The organism is Hydrogenoanaerobacterium saccharovorans (genome assembly GCF_003814745.1).
GTDB classification, from domain to species: Bacteria; Bacillota; Clostridia; order Oscillospirales; family Ruminococcaceae; genus Hydrogenoanaerobacterium; species Hydrogenoanaerobacterium saccharovorans.
On the sequence record NZ_RKRD01000001.1, the window covers coordinates 490,300 to 507,865 of the forward strand.

A 17,566-nucleotide genomic window follows, 5' to 3' on the forward strand; every position below is an offset into this window, starting at 1 on the left:
CTTTGCAACATGGGTTAAGAACAATAATGTTTGCTGTGACGTTATAATCCCACAATCAGTATTAACCCCTAAGCAAATAGAACTAATTGAAAAGGACATGTAACCATGTCTAATAATCCCAAATACATTACAAATGACATTGCAAATACGGTTACTGTTAAGGTCAGCAACCCTATTAGTAACCGTAAAATATTTTGTATAGATCATGACACCCATGCCACCATGCTGTTTGCAGAAGAATATTAAAAAGGAGCAGATTACAGTGATTAATGAAAAAAACAATATCATGACAGAAGCCATGTACAATGATGATAAGACACATAGATTCCTTTTGCGGTAGATGTGGGATAACAATAAGCCATCAGCCTGTATTATAATGCTTACCCCCTCAACCTCAAATGAAGTCTGTATTGATATGTCATTGAACAGCTGAAAAGCTATCTATTCAATGATAATATAATTCCAAGGTTAACCAATTAAATGAGTATGTAAAAAATCACAGAGTAAGGCAGATTCAAACATTGTTAAATACCAAAGTAGACTGAAAGAACTTGAAGACAACAAGGCAAATATTATTGAAGCAATTACAAAGACGGGTTCTGATGATGTGTTTACCGAGAAGCTAAAAAATGTTGAAAGGAAGATTGCGGCAATAAATATAGATTTAAAGAAAATAGATACAAGCAATCAGCAGATTACAGTAACAGAAGAGATGGTTAAACATTTACTTTATCCCTATACATATCGACACGCTCAACATAGCTGTCGATGTATTTTTTTATTTTGCCCCAGATTACCTTCCTTTAAATATATTTCAAAGGTTGAGAAATACTGATAGTGCCGCAGGTGGGGCAATTATAAACATAATGCGCAACTCATATCACTACAGCTAATGCTCATAATCTTACTAATAAAGCGGGATTCGTGCCAACTAATAATTTAGTGAACTCTGAATTCATCTAAGATAGTTGCCGCTTCTTCGTAGCTTATTTCTACTAGCATCTCCAGGATTTCTTCAAATGCCTTTGTTAAATCATCATCTTGTTTTATTTCGTCGCCGAAGTCCAAAAAAGCTTTTGTTATTATTGTTAGAATAATTGTTTTTCTATCTCTTACTATTTCTGCGAACTCCTCTTTTCTCAACTCACCTGTTTCTGTTCTCAGAGTGTATCTGAATACATCTCTCACTGATAAAAGTATTTCCGGCAGTAATTTATCTAAGTGAAGTTTATAAATTGTATCTAACATCTCTTTTAAATGGAACCTGCCATATTTGCTGAATAAAGCATTTAAAAATTGCTTATCTTGATAAGAATATCCGGACGGGCATTTACTCCAGTCTCCGGCACCACCATAATTTGTAATAGACAGCATCAGTGATTTGTACAATTCAATCCTAACATTTTCTTGTTTTATTTCTACAATCTTTTCTTCTAATGAACGGATAATTTTTACGCAGTTTGCCCTTCTGATTTTATTGCTATGTGAGTCAAAATACTCTGAGAGTAGTGACCCAAATACATCAAGATAGAACTCAATAGTTTCATGAGTGAATTTTGAGAAATCAACATCTGTAAAGAGAATGTTCAAGACAATTGATGTCTCACTCTCATTTTTTATAAGTTCTCTTTGAAAGAATTTCATAACTTCATAAAGAGGGTGGACACCAAGTATATCATGTGAATGATATGTATTCTCTTTTGATTTCCATAGATTAATCAAATCTGTAACAAATTTTTTAACAATCACAGCAAAAGCTGTATCATCAAGAGATAAACCACAATTAATGGCATAACATAATGTTGCTATGTCATAATTGTTCATATCAAAGTTTGATAAATTAAGACCGGTGTTATTAAACAAATACTCTCTGATTATTTCATCTTTCTTGCTCTGATACCCCATTTCATCATTATTATTAGCACCCAAGAGTTTGGGCTGAGCGCTTGAGGCAAATTCAATTTTTTCGTTTTGTCTATGCTGCTTCATATATTCAGCATTAAATTTTTGACGGTTCAATTTATCTTCAGCAAGCTTAACAATAGTATTAAATACAGCTCTGGCAAGTCGCTCATTGTTCGATAAATATCTTTTAGCATAACGTGCTATTTCAGCAACTACTCCATGGTTTCCCTTAAATAATATCAAATCTACTATCAATTGCTTTATCTGATTTTTTATTTCAGTACAAACATCAGTTTCTATTTGTTCAAAAAGTTTTATACTGAGACTATATTCAAAAATAAAGCTACCGTTTGAAAAATAACTTTTTATTCCGTCAATCCACATTTGACAAAATCTTGACCTTGTGTCGGCATCAAGATCTTTATTGTTAAGTGCAATAGTAAATAAATCAACAAGAAACTTATCATAAACGCCCGGAACAACACAATCATTTTTTGTCTCTAACACCTTTTCTACTGCTATCAGGCAATCTATTAAGCCAAATTCATCTTTGCTGAGTTTATCATTGCAACTTGTAATTAAGGATGCCATTGCATTATCAGGCTGTCGTTGCTTTTCATTTTCAATAATGACTTTTTCCGCTTCACCAGTGATAGTTGGAATCAATGCTATGGTAGTATCATCAACTTTCACAGCTTTTGCAATTCGCAAATCCATCTTCTGAATTTGTAAATATTTAATTGCGTTCTCTTTATTGTTTGGTACAATCGAATAGAGATAGTCTAGAATTGTGTGACATCTTATTCTAATTTCATCACCATAATAAATTTGAGAATCCCTAATATAAGTTATCAAATCATATTGCTTAACATCGTTATTGTTGTACCTATCTGGAAATTGAAACGGCATCCCCACTGTCATAAATATTTGTTTTTCAAGCATTTTTGAAAAAGGATTCCTTTTTAATAGGTAAAGCTTTTCTAAGTCGATAAGGATGATATCAATATTTGTTGCTAAGTCTAATGCATATCCAGGAAGTTTATGGCGGAATTCCATTCCTATATCTGCAATAATTGTTAGCAATGCTATATTGTTTGTTTTTTCGTAAATGAGTTTTTTAACATTCTCAGCAAATATAGCAGTTTCTTTATTTACAACTTTATCGTTTTCTATTACGTTACGTAATTCTTCTTTTAAGCAATATATTAAGTCACTTATTATGGTAGGTGCTCTATGCTCTTGCGTAGTTACTAACCACATTTCTGGTAAACCTAGGTAAGACTTTTTTATATTCTGTTCAATAAATTTAATTTCATTAGTAGGTAATCCACCTTCATTTTTTTTTGCAAAACTTAATACTACTTTATTAACAAATTCAATTGTCCAATTTAAGCCTATCCAAAAATTATTTTTAAATAAAGCATAAAAGAAATTGCTACTTATTGCTGTATTTCGAGTTGATCCATGTTCATAATGTTCAGCATTCTCACTCAAACCATACTGATAAGACATATCGTATCTATCATAAATGTCAAAGTGGTCTTTATTATGTTTTTCTCTAGGAGAAAATGTCCAAAACATTTCTGCAAGATTGCATAATTCCGTCGGTAACTGTTCTGCTAGTTTCATGTGATTGACTTTGAGAGTATTCTCGATAATATCTTCTGACAGTCGCTCTTTGTCTCGATTATCACCTTTATAGTAAGAGTTTAGCCTACCCCAAAATCCTTTTATCCATTCTTGGGAATACTCCGCCATCTGATAGATAGGCACAAGTAGACGATTTAATATATCATCTAATTTATAGTAGCGCTTTGTTTCAAATTCGATTAGATATTTATCAATAAAATATTCTAAAATAATACAAGCTTCTTCTGCTGTCCTCTTTTCCTTATTCCTTATTTTAGAATAATCTGTGCAAAGTTTTTCTAAGTCTAATTGTGAAAGTCCATCTTTCTTGTAGAGATTATTTTCAACAATTAAGTGAATTTGGCTTTGTCTTCCTTTCCCGCTTGGACGCAACCGAATATATGAAAGTAATTTTGAATAGTCACTCATGATTTCAAATGCATATAAATTTGTCGTTTTAATAAAGTTATTAAGGATTTTATTATCAATCATTGCTTGCCCGTACTCACTAAAAAACTGCTCGCAATATCTTGATTTCACTAAACCAATTTCAGTTTGTTTTCTCCACATTGGTGGCATCTTATCTGAAAAGACCAATTCAAATAGAAATTTCTCACGATTGTCTTTCTCTAATAATTTATTTGAAATCCAAATTTGATAACGCCGATAAATACATCTTCCTAATATTTCTATTTCATTAAAGAATATATTATAATTGCCTTTACATTTATTAAACTCGTTATCAAAATGCTGTTCAAAGCAAATATCTTCGAAAATGTCATATTTTAATCTCACTGTAGAACCATTCTTGACTAACACACCTTCTGAAATTAGTTTGTTGATTTTTCTTTTGTCATAGTCTGTGCTAGTAGCTCCAAGCGAAAAATCTTTAGCCCTAGTAAAAACTATTGATTCAACAACTTTCTTATACTTGCTGTCGTTTAAACAAATTATATGTTGCCAAATATATTCTCTTAGTTGATTTTCATCACAAATATTATCAATATCAGTAATTTTTGAAACTATCAAGTTTATATAAAATGGTGATTTTAAAAGTTCAACATACGAATTCATATTGAACATTTTTTTAATAATGGAGTATTTTTTAGCAATATCTAATTGCTCTTCTATCATTAATTCAGGTATTTCATATGAATGAACTGAGTAATTACTTTCAATTTTAATGAAAGCATTTTTATCGCTTGTACGGCAAGAAGTAATTATTTTTGTTGCGGGATAATCCTTTGTACATTCATAGAGAACACATAATAAGTCCAGTTTTGTACGGTTATCTGCAATAAATTCAAGAGAATCGATAAAAAATACAACCTTACCATTTAGGTATTCAAGCGTTTTCCTAACATTAAACCCCCAAATATTGTTTATGTCAGTTTCCTGAAGAAACAGTTCTGCCTTTGCATAAATAAGGTTTGTTTCTTCTTCAACAATCTTCTTACAAAGAACTGACTTGCCGCTACCGGGTCCGCCTTGTATAGAAATGTTTTTATGGTTTTCTTCTTTTATTTTGGAAATCAGTTTACTTCTATCTACTTCGTATTCATTATTTATTTTACAATCTATATTACCTAATCCAACGCTTTTGCTATTTTCAATGGCTTCTTTAAATTTATATTCATTATCTTTAATGCTCTCTGATTCTTTTTTAAGTAGATTATATAAAGCTATTTGAAAATCTATATCACTTTCTGACTTTTGAAGAATATCCCTTGTAGTAACCAAGTCATTTACTCTAGTAAATGAAATTTGCCCTATTTTGTCTTTTCCTACATAGTCTTTTACCTTGTCTATACTTTCATTGTTAAGCACCATGAATTTTACATTCGTCAGTGATTCAAATTCATTTAACTTTGAGTCTCTAATGTTTTCAAGTGTTTTTTTTATCTTTTTAGGGATGCCTTTCTCGGTACTTACTTGTATGTAGGTTTTCTTATCAGCAGAAATTAAATCAACATAAGGATAATTGGGTTTAACAATATTTAAATTACTAAACTTTTGACCAAAGTATAAAGAACCTACTTCAATTGCAAATAATTCAAACAATTTAGCAGAATCAAAGAGTCCGTTATTATTTAGTAACTTAATCTTTTGCTCATAAGCAGAAATGTAATCTGCTATAAATTGAATTCGCTTATCCGAATCTTTCACGCTTGTCCCTCCATATCACCTTAATTTTTTACTTTGATCACTATGTTTCCTATTATTTTAACCTGTTTAACTTTTTTATAAGATATTATAGACATAATCAAAACTGAGTGCCAACTTCGTAGTATTGCTAATTACCTATCGTTAGGCAAATTACACAATATGGTACTAATCCAAATTATCAATATTAAGCCTAGAAGAGTGCCTTCTGGGCTTACCCCTTAAGTAAACACATTGCGAAATTAATGCATAGCAGCCAAAATGGAATCTATTTGTCTTTTTCGTTCGGGTTTTTTTGTCTTCAGCGAAATGAAAAGTTTCGCTCTTTGCTCTAACATCCATGTGTCATCTAATTTAAATATTTCTATGCTTTTAGCGCCTTTAGTGGTTTTGTGACGGATAATAATTCCACTTTCTCCATTGATAAATTCAAAGTGATCCTCTGGATTGTCGAAGTATGGATGTACAATTATAAAGGTGCATTCATCGTAAATTGCAGATAAAAACTCTACGGTATCTAGAGTGCCTTTTTTCTCAAATCCATTGCATCTAGGACACGCAGCAACTAGGTTTTTTGATTCAAACATAAACTGTGGATATTTATTTTTAGGAGCAATATGTTCAATATTTGTATATCCTGTTGCTGTGTATTCTAACCCGCAATATGCACATCTACGTTTTTGAAAACGCTCAAGCATACTACTTATATATCTTTTTAGAGTTTTCATTTTTTCAGTTTTGTTGTCCCAAGTGCTTCCTGCATGTGGCTTTAAGGATTCAATAAATTCATTATATGTTGTTAAATCCACATTATGGGTAAGGTTATCAAAGTAATTCAACATATTTTTTTGCCTCGCTAATCAATTCAATCAAAGGGTCATTATCTGACAGTTTATAGGCATCAAGTTTGGCAATAAGCTGATTAATGGATTCTTTATCAGGCTCTTTTGAATCTATATAAAAAATTAATTTAGCAACATCCTGCTCGAAGAACCAATTTCTTGTAGTGCGCACTTTAAAAATATTATACAAAATGTTTTCTGCTGACCATGCGTACGTACTATATGGAATTAGAGTTGCCTCTCGTGTCTTTGTCGCTGAATCATATTCCATGGCTACAAGCGAAGATGAACTGCTGTCTAGATTGGAAACAATAAAATGTGAATGTGTTGAAATAATAAAGTGACAACTTGAAAAGTTTTTGAAAATATTTTTTAAACCACTTATATACTTTAATTGCCAATTTGGATGCATGCTTATTTCGGGTTCATCAATTAAAATTATAGAATGGGATTTTATATTGGCTAAAATACTTACCATCTCAAATATAAAATGTTTTTCTCCTGAACTTGCAAATTCAAATGGAAAAATGTCTTTATTTTTGTAAAAACAAAGTGAAATGTTCTTTATATATCCTAATGTATTTAGATTTTTGATCGCGCGATAATAGGAATTAAGTTTACTCTTAGTAAGACTATCGCTTTTGCCCGAAAAAGTAAATTCAAAGGTTGTGCGTCCATCTTTATCCTCGTCAAATAAATGGTTTGATTTAATTTCTTCTAAAAAATCGATAATATTTTGAAAACTATCAAAATCTAACTTTTTAATTTTATCTATACGATAATCATTTTTATATTTTGCTGCACGATTCTGCAACTCCGTAATATTCTTTTTTCTTTTGAAGAAAGTCTTTGATTTAGGCGTAATCAAAAAGGAAAGCATATTGTCAATTTCTAAAAAATTTGTTATATTAGAAATGGTTTCTACCGGCATCGTTGCAAAAATCTCCATCATATAGTCGGCGACTTTATTGGAAATAGAACTCGTCCAGGACGCGTTTGAAGTTTGCCGCACTCCACAATATTGATAAATTTCATCATCGGATAATTTGAATTTGAATTTATCATTAAGGATATACGACACACCTAAGACTTTAGTTGGAAAAATCATTTTATCGTAAGACACTTCTTGTTCATTTATTACAAAATGTACTTTTTTGTTAGCAATTTTAATTTTACAAAAATGATTATCGTAATTATATGAAAGTTGATAATAATCATATTTTAAGCTTAATACATTTCTCGATGAGCCTAGTGCATTGAAAATTTCTGAAATTTCCATCAATACAAAGCTTTTACCTACGCCATTAGTTCCAATAATAGATGTTGTTATAGGAATTCCACTATGTTCAAATGTATCAGATGTGAATTGTATATCACACAGCACTTTATCCTTATGTTTAATAATAAGTTGTTCTAATAGAATGAATTGACTCATAAATATTTCCTTTCCTGTCATTAGTTAATTTAAAACTGCATTTATAAATTTCGTGTTATTGCTAATCACCTATCGTTAGGCAAATTACACAATATGGTACTAACATTGTTTTACGAAATAATTGCTTAAAGTTTCTAGCTTATAACATACAATATTATCATACCATCACCACAAATAGGAATCTATAACTAATGTTACAAAATAATACAGCGAATTTCTACATGTTTTGATACGGCAAAGGGCTGAGGCATTAACCTCAGCCCTTTATCTTTACCTTGATAGAATATTAAACAAACTGCAAAGTTCAAAAGGATAAATTCAATCACCGCTGTTTGTAGCAGCGTTAATTAGCGTAACACCATTAACTAAAGCAAAGCAACAAATTTTCCCGCCAGTAAACTTTTGACCACGGGCATTATAGCGTTCTCCGCTTGCGGAGATGAATGCTTGCCTTCTGGCTCTGGTTAGTGCCACATAAAACACGCAAAGGTCATCAAGTAACGTTCCAACCATTTGTGTAGGCACCTTTTGTGGGAGCCTGCATACAGGGCTATTTTGTGTCAATTTACTTGGACAGTCTCTGCAAGTAAAAGTAAATACCCATTGTTCAACATCACAAATGATTACAAAATCCCACTCCAGACCTTTTGCACCATGAATGGTTGAAATAATTACTTGCGAATCGACATATTCCATCGCTTGCTTTAGTTGACGGTTCTCGAAAATATCCAGTAGTAGAGTGTACTTATCTTCTGGAACAAGGTCTGCATAATCAACGGCTACTTTTTCTACGAGGGCATCAAGCAACCAAAGTAGAGAATCAACCGTCTTGTCTGTAGATGCTGCATAAGCAGTCTTTACGCTGTCGGAGAATGTCCTCAGAGCCTTTTTATTTATGGACTTTGACTTACCAAATCGCCTAATAAACATATCTTGGCACTTATTATGGAACTCAATATAGTCAGTGTCTTCGTCGGTAAACATACCATAAAAATACGGAATGTTATTCTTTGCAAGTTCGGCTTCCACGATTTCTGCATTCTTACCACGACCACGGAACAGGATTGCGATCTTTGCATTTTCTTCACCCCTCAGCGCTTGGACTTTAGCAACAACTTTCTCCGCTTCATCTTGCTGAGTTAAGCCCCAAAATATAGGAAGGTCTGCCGAATCCTCATCTGCGATAATTGGTGTGAAGCAAGAGGCAGCGTTGGCTCTAATGTTCTTATCAAGCTTTAACATTTCAGGGTTGTTGCGGAAACGATAGTTCTTTGAAAGCGATACTTTAGCCATTCCATGTTCATCAAGGACTTTGGACATTATATCTGGAAGCGCACCTATGAATCCGTATATCCGTTGTAGTGGGTCACCAAGGAAGAGCAACTGCGTCTGATTTGAAATAACCGATTCGAGTAACGCCCATGCTATACAGTTTGTGTCCTGAAATTCATCTACAACAACGAGTGGGTAATAGTTTTGATAAAACTTCTTGACCTCTGTGTGATTCTCGAAAATTTCCAATACAAACAAGATGACTGCATTATGGGTAACGTAATCTAATGGAAGTAGTTTCTTAATGACAATATCGTTATATGCGTGGATTGTCTCAGCATTGGGAACACGAGCCTCTTTAACGGCAGTTCCTACGGCTTTGAGACTCTGAAGTTCGGCAGAAGTCAATGCCGTTTTTAGACTCGCGTGTTTTTCGATATCACTATCGCCAACAGCTCGAAAAAGATTAATATCCTTCCGCAAGGCGTCCGAAATAAGGTATCCATATTTTTTCAATATCCCTTTGCAGAAACCGTGGTAGTTCGTAACCGTGACCTTTTCTCCGATTGCCACTGGGCTGTTTTGCGAACCAAGCAACGAGGGCAATTTCCCTGCGACTTCTCGTTTAACCTTTAGAGCAGCGTTCACACTAAAAGTAAGCCCAAGGATTCGTTTGGGGTTTGGGATTCGACCAGAGGCAAACAAGTAGGCGATCCGACTTATCATCGTAGTTGTCTTTCCATATCCCGCAGGGGCTTCAACTATCAGGCGTGGACTATCTGAAAAAATAACTTCGAGTTGCTTCTCATCACCTTCATGTTGGGCAGTTATCTTTTCTTTGATTTTTTCAAGATTAGTATTAGACACTTGCTGACGCCTCCTGAGCTTTTTGTATGGCTTTTCTGTAGCAAGTGGGAATGTATACTGCCGGAACAGCTTCTCCAACAATTCTACCGAGGAGAACTCCCTTCTTCGCCATAAACCACGCTGAGAACATGTGGCAAAAGTCTTCTTTGTCGTCATCGCGCACATCGCTTAATTTTTTTGGTATGTAGCCTGTAATTTCAATACCCATCTTTTTGAAATGTTTACGAACAAAATCAACATCCAATTCAACAGCAGCAGCTTGACTATCCATATCAAGAGCAATTTGCCTGATTATATTCGCTTTTCCTGCTGCGTAGAGTGTATTCACTATCTCTATCTCAAAGCATAGTTCTGATGTAAAAAATTCGTCAGGGGTCGCAGTATCTTCTACCTTAACATCGCCATCGTAAATGGCTATGCTCGGTACTGCAAAAAGGCTAAGTAACTGACGAAGCGGCTTAATTGATCCTTCACCTCTTGCATTGATTACACAAATTCCGTAATCGTCCAGCGATATGCCCATCTTGTTAGCAAAAGCTTGAATGCAACCGTATTCCGTTTCTCCTTCAATCAAAATGGCACACTTAGCATAGAATGCTTCTTTAATTTCCGGAAAATGCATGATAAGATGTTTCTCGTTTTCAGATTTGATGTGCCCTTCATTGTTTGCGCCTGCAATCGGGCGAAGAGCATAACCACTGATAACTGCCGTCTTATTATCGCCTTTATAGAAGCGGACTAGGTTGCGGTAATCCCCAGCCAAGGCATCGGTCGAATGAGTCACAATGATTAGCTGACCATCAATGCCGTCAATATTAAAGCAATTTTTCAAGAGGTCTACAAACTCACTATCTTCGTTACGCAGTATACGCTTGTAATAACCAATGAGCGACCTTTGAAGATATGGGTGGAGATGAACTTCCGGCTCATCAATAGATAAGACGAGTGGTAGCAGTTTCTTACCAGAAGAATCGGTGTACTGTAGGTCGGCAAACGAAATAGATTTACTCTTATACATATCCATTATTTGACACATAATATTAATGGATGCCATAGCCATGTACTGAACGCCACTGCCGGTGGCTTCAATCTTCCTATCACCGTCTGATAAGTAAAACAGGCTTGTGAGCATTTCTGCCGGGTTTTGCGCAACGGTTGCCTTGATAGAATAGTCTCGGAAACTACGAATTTTTCCGAGATATCCGTTGATGAATTCCATTAGATTATCGACTTGATCATTATTGAGGAAGTCAGGCGTTGTACCATCGTTGAACCGCTCAATTATCATGCGAATTAAAAGCCCAGTACCTTTTTGTGTGTCAAGGCGTAACTCTTTGCTTGGCACGGAGGTGGTCTCATACTTAAGAAAGTTGATTTTCCGCACTTGGCGAGGATTGATACTTTCATTGGAGTCAGCACTGACAATAGTAGGGTATGCATCCATAACCGTTTGCTGATATCGGATTTTTAGCAGTGAAGCTTTATCTGGTGAAAAATTGTCTCCGAAAAATCCAAATTCATTTGGAAGCAATTTGATATTCAACTCTACTTCTATAGGCTTTTCTGGGTTAGAAAAATCTCTCTCATCAAACCCTTTACCGCTGCAAACCGTAGCAAGTAGCGATAAAAAGTTGCTTTTACCGAGGTTGTTTTCACCGATAATATAATTGCACTCCGGGTTAAAAGTGACTTCGATCCCATCAATATTTCTATAGTTGCTTACTTTCGCAAAAGTAATTCTCATAAGCCCCTCCTCGACATGTTCAATTCTTGATTGCTGCCAACATACTAATACAATACAAGTTTGACTGTTCTCAATAAACAAAATGCAATTGAAAAGTGAATTGCGCAGTATTGCTATAACACATAATTTATTGCTTAACCCAAACATATTTATGTGAATATTTTATATGGAATTATTATACTACAAATTTCCACATATTGCTACAAAAGGATAGACAGTGCTATTTTGCACTGTCTATCCTTTTGCTTCAACAAACCAGCGGTTGTTATTTTCAAAAAACAAAAATGTCTCTCGTCCTAATATACGGCAGGTGTAGCGCATAACCTGTCCGTTTTACTTTAGATAGATTTCTGATTATTTGGATTAGTTTTCTTACACAAGGAACTAACGTTGTAACGAACCGTCAAACTTACCTGGGGTTACACCCACAACTTTTTTGAATTTTTTAATAAAATAAAAATAGTCGTTAAAGCCCACGGCTTCGCTGATTTCGGTGAGACTTAGGTTGGTGGTCTGCAAAAGCTGCTTTGCTTTTCCAATACGCAGTTCTGTCAGATACTGAGAGTAGGTGAGCCCGGTTTCGTTTTTAACCAGCTGGCTTATATAGGAGGAGTTCATGTGGAACAGCTCCGAAAGCTTTTTTAACGAGATATCCTTCTCGTAATTCTCATTGAGGTATTTGATAATCTTCATAAAAGAGGATGCGGAGGAAGCATCTTGTGTTTCTCGCATAGGCGGTACGCACAGTGTATTCAGCATTTCTGAAAGGACATCCTCGAAGCAGCCGTACTCCACAGCAAGCTGTTCATATCCGTACAGATAATACTCATCCGCCTCCAGAATTGTGCCTAACAGTTTACTGGAATAGATATAATTATAAAACCGAAATGCACAGCGCAGATTAAACAACATCGAACAGTTTGCCGTCTGCAATTTTTCTAAAAAGGCTTTTAGCTGTTCCGGCGCAATTAGTGCCTGCTTCATCTGCGAGAACAGGTCATCTGTAAGCGGCCCTTCTACCAGTTTTTCACACACAGTAGGTGCGCTGCTAATAAAAAACTGGTATGCCATGATGGTGGTGTCTGAAATAGCATCTTTTAACTGACCCGGCGCAACAGCAGCAGGCCAGATGCCGATTCCGCCTTTTTCGCCTGTATAGCAAATCAGTTCATTGGCGGCTTTTCTGTTCAGTGGACGTGAGGAGAAATACAGGTATTTGTGTTTGCCGAGTTTGAGGGTAAGCTCCGCACCGAGTTGCTTGGCAATATTATGTACCCTCACCGAAACTGCAATATAGTAACGCGAGGCAGCCACCCCTAATTCCTCAAAAATCTCAGCAATTTGATGCTCGTTGCCTTCTTCAATGCTGTCCAGCAAGGAATCGCCGTTTAAAGTGGTTTCTTTGCGTATATTTTTTACCGCGATGCGCAAAAACGCAATCATTTCATTTTCTATAATAGGCTTAAGGCAATACCCCAGCACCTGCAATTGAATGGCTCGTTTTGCATAATCAAAATCGGCATAACCGCTTACAATGATAATTTGTATGTTCGGATTGATTTCATGGAGGCTTTGGCAAAGCTCCAATCCGTCGAGCCCCGGCATGCGGATATCGGTTACCACAATATCCACACATTCCTCTTGGGCAAGGCGAAGCGCTTCGTTGCCGTCTGTTGCAGTTGTGGCTACCTCCAGGCCAAGTTGTGTCCAGGGGATAGAGGTTTGTAAAAATTTTAAAATTCGGTTTTCATCATCTGCAAGCATTACCTTGAACATTGGTCAATTCTCCTTTGCACATTATTGGAGCTTTTCTTCATAGGGAATACGGAGCAGAACCCTAGTGCCTATGCCTTCCTGGCTTTCCACAGTGATGCCATATTTCACCCCGTAGGTCAATAAAATGCGATGCTGTACATTCAGCAGCCCCACATGCCGCCCTGTAAAATCGTTCACCCGGGTCATGCCGGCTAATTGTTCCCGCAAGGTTTTTAACTGCCCCTCAGGTATACCTACGCCGTCATCCTGAATTGTAATGAGCAGAGCTTCTTCCTGCAAACGTGCCCCGATAAACAGTGTGCCTTTCTCTGATTTTGGCTCTAGCCCGTGGTATACAGCGTTTTCCACCAGGGGCTGCAATAAAAACTTTATCATGGGCACGTCTTTCACATTTTCCCGTATGCTGTAGATGACGTTCAGTTTGTCGGGAAAGCGTGCCTGTTGGATATCCAGATATGCCTGCGTGATCTCAAATTCCTGCTTCAGGGGTACGATTGCGCTGCCTTTTACGTTATAACGGAACAGCTTACCCATAGCGCCTGCGATGGAGGCGATTTCGGGTGTGTTTTGTTCAACTGCGATATCTCGGATGGATTCCAGCGCATTATACAAAAAGTGCGGATTAATCTGGCTGCGTAAAAAATCAAGCTCGGCCTGTTTTTTCCCAAGCTTTGTTTCATACAGATTAACGGTAGCATCGTATAACTCGGCGGTGAGCCGTTCCTCCTCCTCCAACAGCTCCGCAAAAGACTGGTTTAAGGTGCGTATCTCACTGCAGCCATCCAGAACAAGCTCTTTGTACTGGCCGGACAAAGGGGATTCCTTTATCTGCTGAATATAGCGGGAGAATTGCTCCAGAGGAGTGACCATATTGCGTAAAATGGTGTACATCAGTGCAACCAAAATAGAAAATGCGGCCAGTACAACCAATACAATCCAGATCGAAGCCTGAATCACATCGTGGTTGAGTGCCTGCCGGTCAATGGCACTAATCATGTAATATCCTGCATCGGGTACGGGCGTGATATAAATCAAGTAATCCTGTGTTTCAAGAACACAGGTATCATCCTGGCAAAATTCAGACAATTGTCCGCTCTGCGCCAAAATATCCGCACCGATTTCAGCAGAACAGTTAAACGGAAAGATGTCACCGTCGGAATCTGCAAGCACGAAGGAGGTAGAGCCTCGCTCTGCCCGAGGCAGCGAGATAGGTGATTTTGCTGGGTCGATGGAAAGGACAATACTGCCAAGATGCTCCCCGTAATGGGCAGAGTCATGCATACCGTATACATTGCGCCCAAAAACGAGCCGCTGTCCTTCCGGTGCGTTACTGATTTTAAGCGGGGTGCTTTGGATACCAAAACTCTGTGTTCCGTATTTGCCCCCTATTGTCTGGGCGAATTTCAGCAGGGTTTTGGAATCAAAAAAGTTGGACCAACTCAGCTCGTCCGTAATTAGGGCAATATCACTGATATCCTGATTCATGATGGAGTAAGACGAGAACTGCACCAGCGTGCTGTTGATATATCTTTGTGTGTCCTCCGTATAAGGCGAAAGCATCAGCCGTTCTATATTTTGGTCGAACAGAAGACTGGTGAAGATAGAATCGATGCGTTTAAAAAGGTACTGCATTTCGTCATCAAATTTCTGGGCGGTATTTCGGGCATAGGCTGTAGCGTTTTTCACCATCAGGTTGTCCAATGCCATATAAGAGATTGTAGCCAGAGCAAAGCAGAGCACAAGCAGGCAAGCCAGAATAATTTTAAATTGTTTTTTGATAGAAAACTTGGAAAGTTTCACTGCAGTCCCTTCTTTCTGTTGCTTTTATTATAACATGCTTGCCGTTAGGTAAATATGGAAAAATGTTATGTGGTGCCCTAATAAAATTCCATATTCCTTTTAAACTAAACGATTTATATAAAAAAAATAAAATAATTCCATTTTTTCTATGAAAAAGACCTTTAAAATGTCCATACCCATCGCAGTCTCCGCATTGTATAATAAGGGTAAAAAGAGGGGCATCCATCCGCGGGGATATAGGATGGCAATAGAGTGATAGGTGAGAAAATGAACAGACAAAAAACTACAGCAACGAATTTACAACATTCAATCTGGAAACAAATGAAGAACGACTGGTTGCTTTATGCAATGCTGCTACCCGTATTGGTTTGGTATTTAATCTTTTGTTATTTGCCCATGGGCGGCGTGACACTCGCTTTTAAAAACTATCGATATGATATGGGGCTTTGGGGCAGCCCTTGGGTAGGCTTTGAGCACTTTAAAACCATGTTTCAGGATGCGGAATTCTGGCGTGCATTCAAAAACACACTGATATTTAGTTTTGGTAAGCTATTGTTTCATTTCCCGGTTCCCATTGTGGTGGCGATCTTGCTCAATGAAATCCGGCACCCGCGAACAAAGAAGTTTTTTCAAACGGTATTTACGTTCCCTCACTTCATCTCATGGGTTGTGCTTTCCGGTATTTTGATTAATATGTTCGCATCAAACGGTATCGTCAACCAGCTGTTTGGTGTACTGGGTTTACCTGAGGTTTCGCCGCTGGTGTCGCTTACCTCTTTTCGTCCGTTTATTTGGGTTTCAAACATCTGGAAGGAGTTCGGCTGGGATTCAATCATTTATATGGCAGCACTTACGGGTATTGACCCTCAACTGTACGAAGCCGCCAGCATAGACGGCGCAAACAGGCTGCAAAAAATGCGGCATATCACCTGGCCGGGTATTCGCGGAACGGTTTGTATTATGCTTATTTTGCAAATCGGCGGCATTATGGGGGGGGCCTCGTTTGACCAAGTATTCAATCTTTACTCCTCACCCGTTTATCCGGTGGCAGATATTATCGACACCTATGTATTTCGTCAGTCTTTCAGCGTAGGTACGAACTTTGGTTACACCACGGCAATCGGACTTTTAAAATCGTTGATTGGCGTTATTATGATTACGGTTGCCAACAAGGTTGTGACCAAAGCGGGCGAAGAGGGCTTGTACTAGAAAGAAGGTATTTTATATGCAAACTGCAAAATCGGTTGTAAAAAATCGCCGGCACATTTCACCCTTTGAAATTTTTCTTTACATATTCTTTGGTCTGCTGGCCGTTATTACCATTTACCCATTTTATAATGTATTTATTGTTTCGCTTTCAAACACGATTGCCAACGCTACCCATACACCCTATTTGTATCCTCATGTCATGGACCTTACCGGATACAAAACCATTATCAATGACCCATACTTTTTTAAATCATTGCGTACAACATTGTTTGTTACCATTGTAGGTACTGCACTGAATATGCTTTTTTCGGTTACAGCAGCGTATGTTCTTTCCAAAAAGCGTCTTGTCGGGCGCAATATTATCTTAAGCGTCATCTTGTTTACGATGCTGTTTTCGGGCGGTATGATACCCACCTACCTTGTAGTAAGCGGTTTAGGGCTGACGAATAGTATCTGGTCAATGATCTTACCGTGTTTGATTAATACCTATTACCTGATTATTATGAAAAACTACTTCGCCAGCCTACCGCCCAGCCTGGAGGAAGCAGCACGCATTGACGGTGCGAATGAGTTTGTAGTGCTTACACGCATTTATATTCCAATTTCGGCGCCTTTTATGGCTACCTTCGCATTGTTTTATGCCGTTGAACGCTGGAACGAATGGTGGAATGCGTTTTTGTATATTAACGACAAAAGCATTAAGCCTCTGCAAATCTACCTAAGGGACGTCTTGGTGAATTTTAACAGCCAGCTTGCCACACAGGCACAGTCCATTATGAGTTCGCAGGGTAAGGTGTTCGTTCAGTCCATCCAGATGGCTACGATCATCATCACCATGCTTCCCATTGTGTGTGTATATCCTTTTGTTCAAAAATATTTTGTCAAAGGAGTTATGGTCGGTTCTGTAAAGGAATAGGTCATTAC

General features: G+C 37.1%; 10 protein-coding genes. 3 read left to right on the forward strand and 7 right to left on the reverse strand.

Features of this window, described 5'->3' with window-relative positions:
- Window positions 1–105: 105 nt before the first annotated feature.
- A complete protein-coding gene (locus tag EDD70_RS14865) occupies window positions 106–246 on the forward strand; it encodes a DUF960 domain-containing protein (protein WP_162840850.1) in 141 nt (46 codons plus the stop codon).
- Between the two features lie 693 nt (window positions 247–939).
- Here EDD70_RS14865 and EDD70_RS02345 read toward each other — a convergent pair.
- The 7 genes from EDD70_RS02345 to EDD70_RS02375 form a co-directional block, all read right to left on the reverse strand.
- Window positions 940–5,700: an SMEK domain-containing protein gene (locus tag EDD70_RS02345; RefSeq protein WP_092753397.1), complete on the reverse strand. Its 4,761-nt coding sequence runs from the start codon at window positions 5,698–5,700 to the stop codon at window positions 940–942.
- 239 nt (window positions 5,701–5,939) lie between these two features.
- A complete protein-coding gene (locus tag EDD70_RS02350; protein WP_092753395.1) occupies window positions 5,940–6,539 on the reverse strand; it encodes a retron system putative HNH endonuclease in 600 nt (199 codons plus the stop codon).
- Complete coding sequence (locus EDD70_RS02355) at window positions 6,523–7,974, reverse strand: AAA family ATPase (RefSeq protein ID WP_162840849.1); 1,452 nt, start codon at window positions 7,972–7,974, stop codon at window positions 6,523–6,525. Before EDD70_RS02355 ends, EDD70_RS02350 begins: the two co-directional genes overlap by 17 nt.
- Window positions 7,975–8,292: 318 nt before the next feature.
- Window positions 8,293–10,113 (reverse strand): UvrD-helicase domain-containing protein, encoded by a 1,821-nt coding sequence (locus EDD70_RS02360; protein ID WP_162840848.1) that lies wholly within the window; start codon window positions 10,111–10,113, stop codon window positions 8,293–8,295.
- Window positions 10,106–11,857: an ATP-dependent nuclease gene (locus EDD70_RS02365; protein ID WP_162840847.1), complete on the reverse strand. Its 1,752-nt coding sequence runs from the start codon at window positions 11,855–11,857 to the stop codon at window positions 10,106–10,108. The genes EDD70_RS02360 and EDD70_RS02365 overlap by 8 nt, the downstream gene beginning before the upstream one ends.
- Before the next feature lie 384 nt (window positions 11,858–12,241).
- Window positions 12,242–13,633 (reverse strand): response regulator transcription factor, encoded by a 1,392-nt coding sequence (locus EDD70_RS02370; RefSeq protein ID WP_092753387.1) that lies wholly within the window; start codon window positions 13,631–13,633, stop codon window positions 12,242–12,244.
- 21 nt (window positions 13,634–13,654) lie between these two features.
- A complete protein-coding gene (locus EDD70_RS02375) occupies window positions 13,655–15,433 on the reverse strand; it encodes a cache domain-containing sensor histidine kinase (RefSeq protein WP_092753385.1) in 1,779 nt (592 codons plus the stop codon).
- Window positions 15,434–15,700: 267 nt separating this feature from the next.
- Here EDD70_RS02375 and EDD70_RS02380 point away from each other — a divergent pair, with 267 nt between their 5' ends.
- Both EDD70_RS02380 and EDD70_RS02385 read left to right on the forward strand, forming a co-directional pair.
- Window positions 15,701–16,642 carry an ABC transporter permease gene (locus tag EDD70_RS02380; protein WP_092754624.1) on the forward strand — a complete coding sequence of 314 codons (942 nt, stop codon included), beginning with the start codon at window positions 15,701–15,703 and terminating at the stop codon, window positions 16,640–16,642.
- A 16-nt stretch (window positions 16,643–16,658) separates the two neighbouring features.
- Window positions 16,659–17,558: a carbohydrate ABC transporter permease gene (locus tag EDD70_RS02385; RefSeq protein WP_092753383.1), complete on the forward strand. Its 900-nt coding sequence runs from the start codon at window positions 16,659–16,661 to the stop codon at window positions 17,556–17,558.
- The last annotated feature ends 8 nt before the right edge of the window (window positions 17,559–17,566 follow it).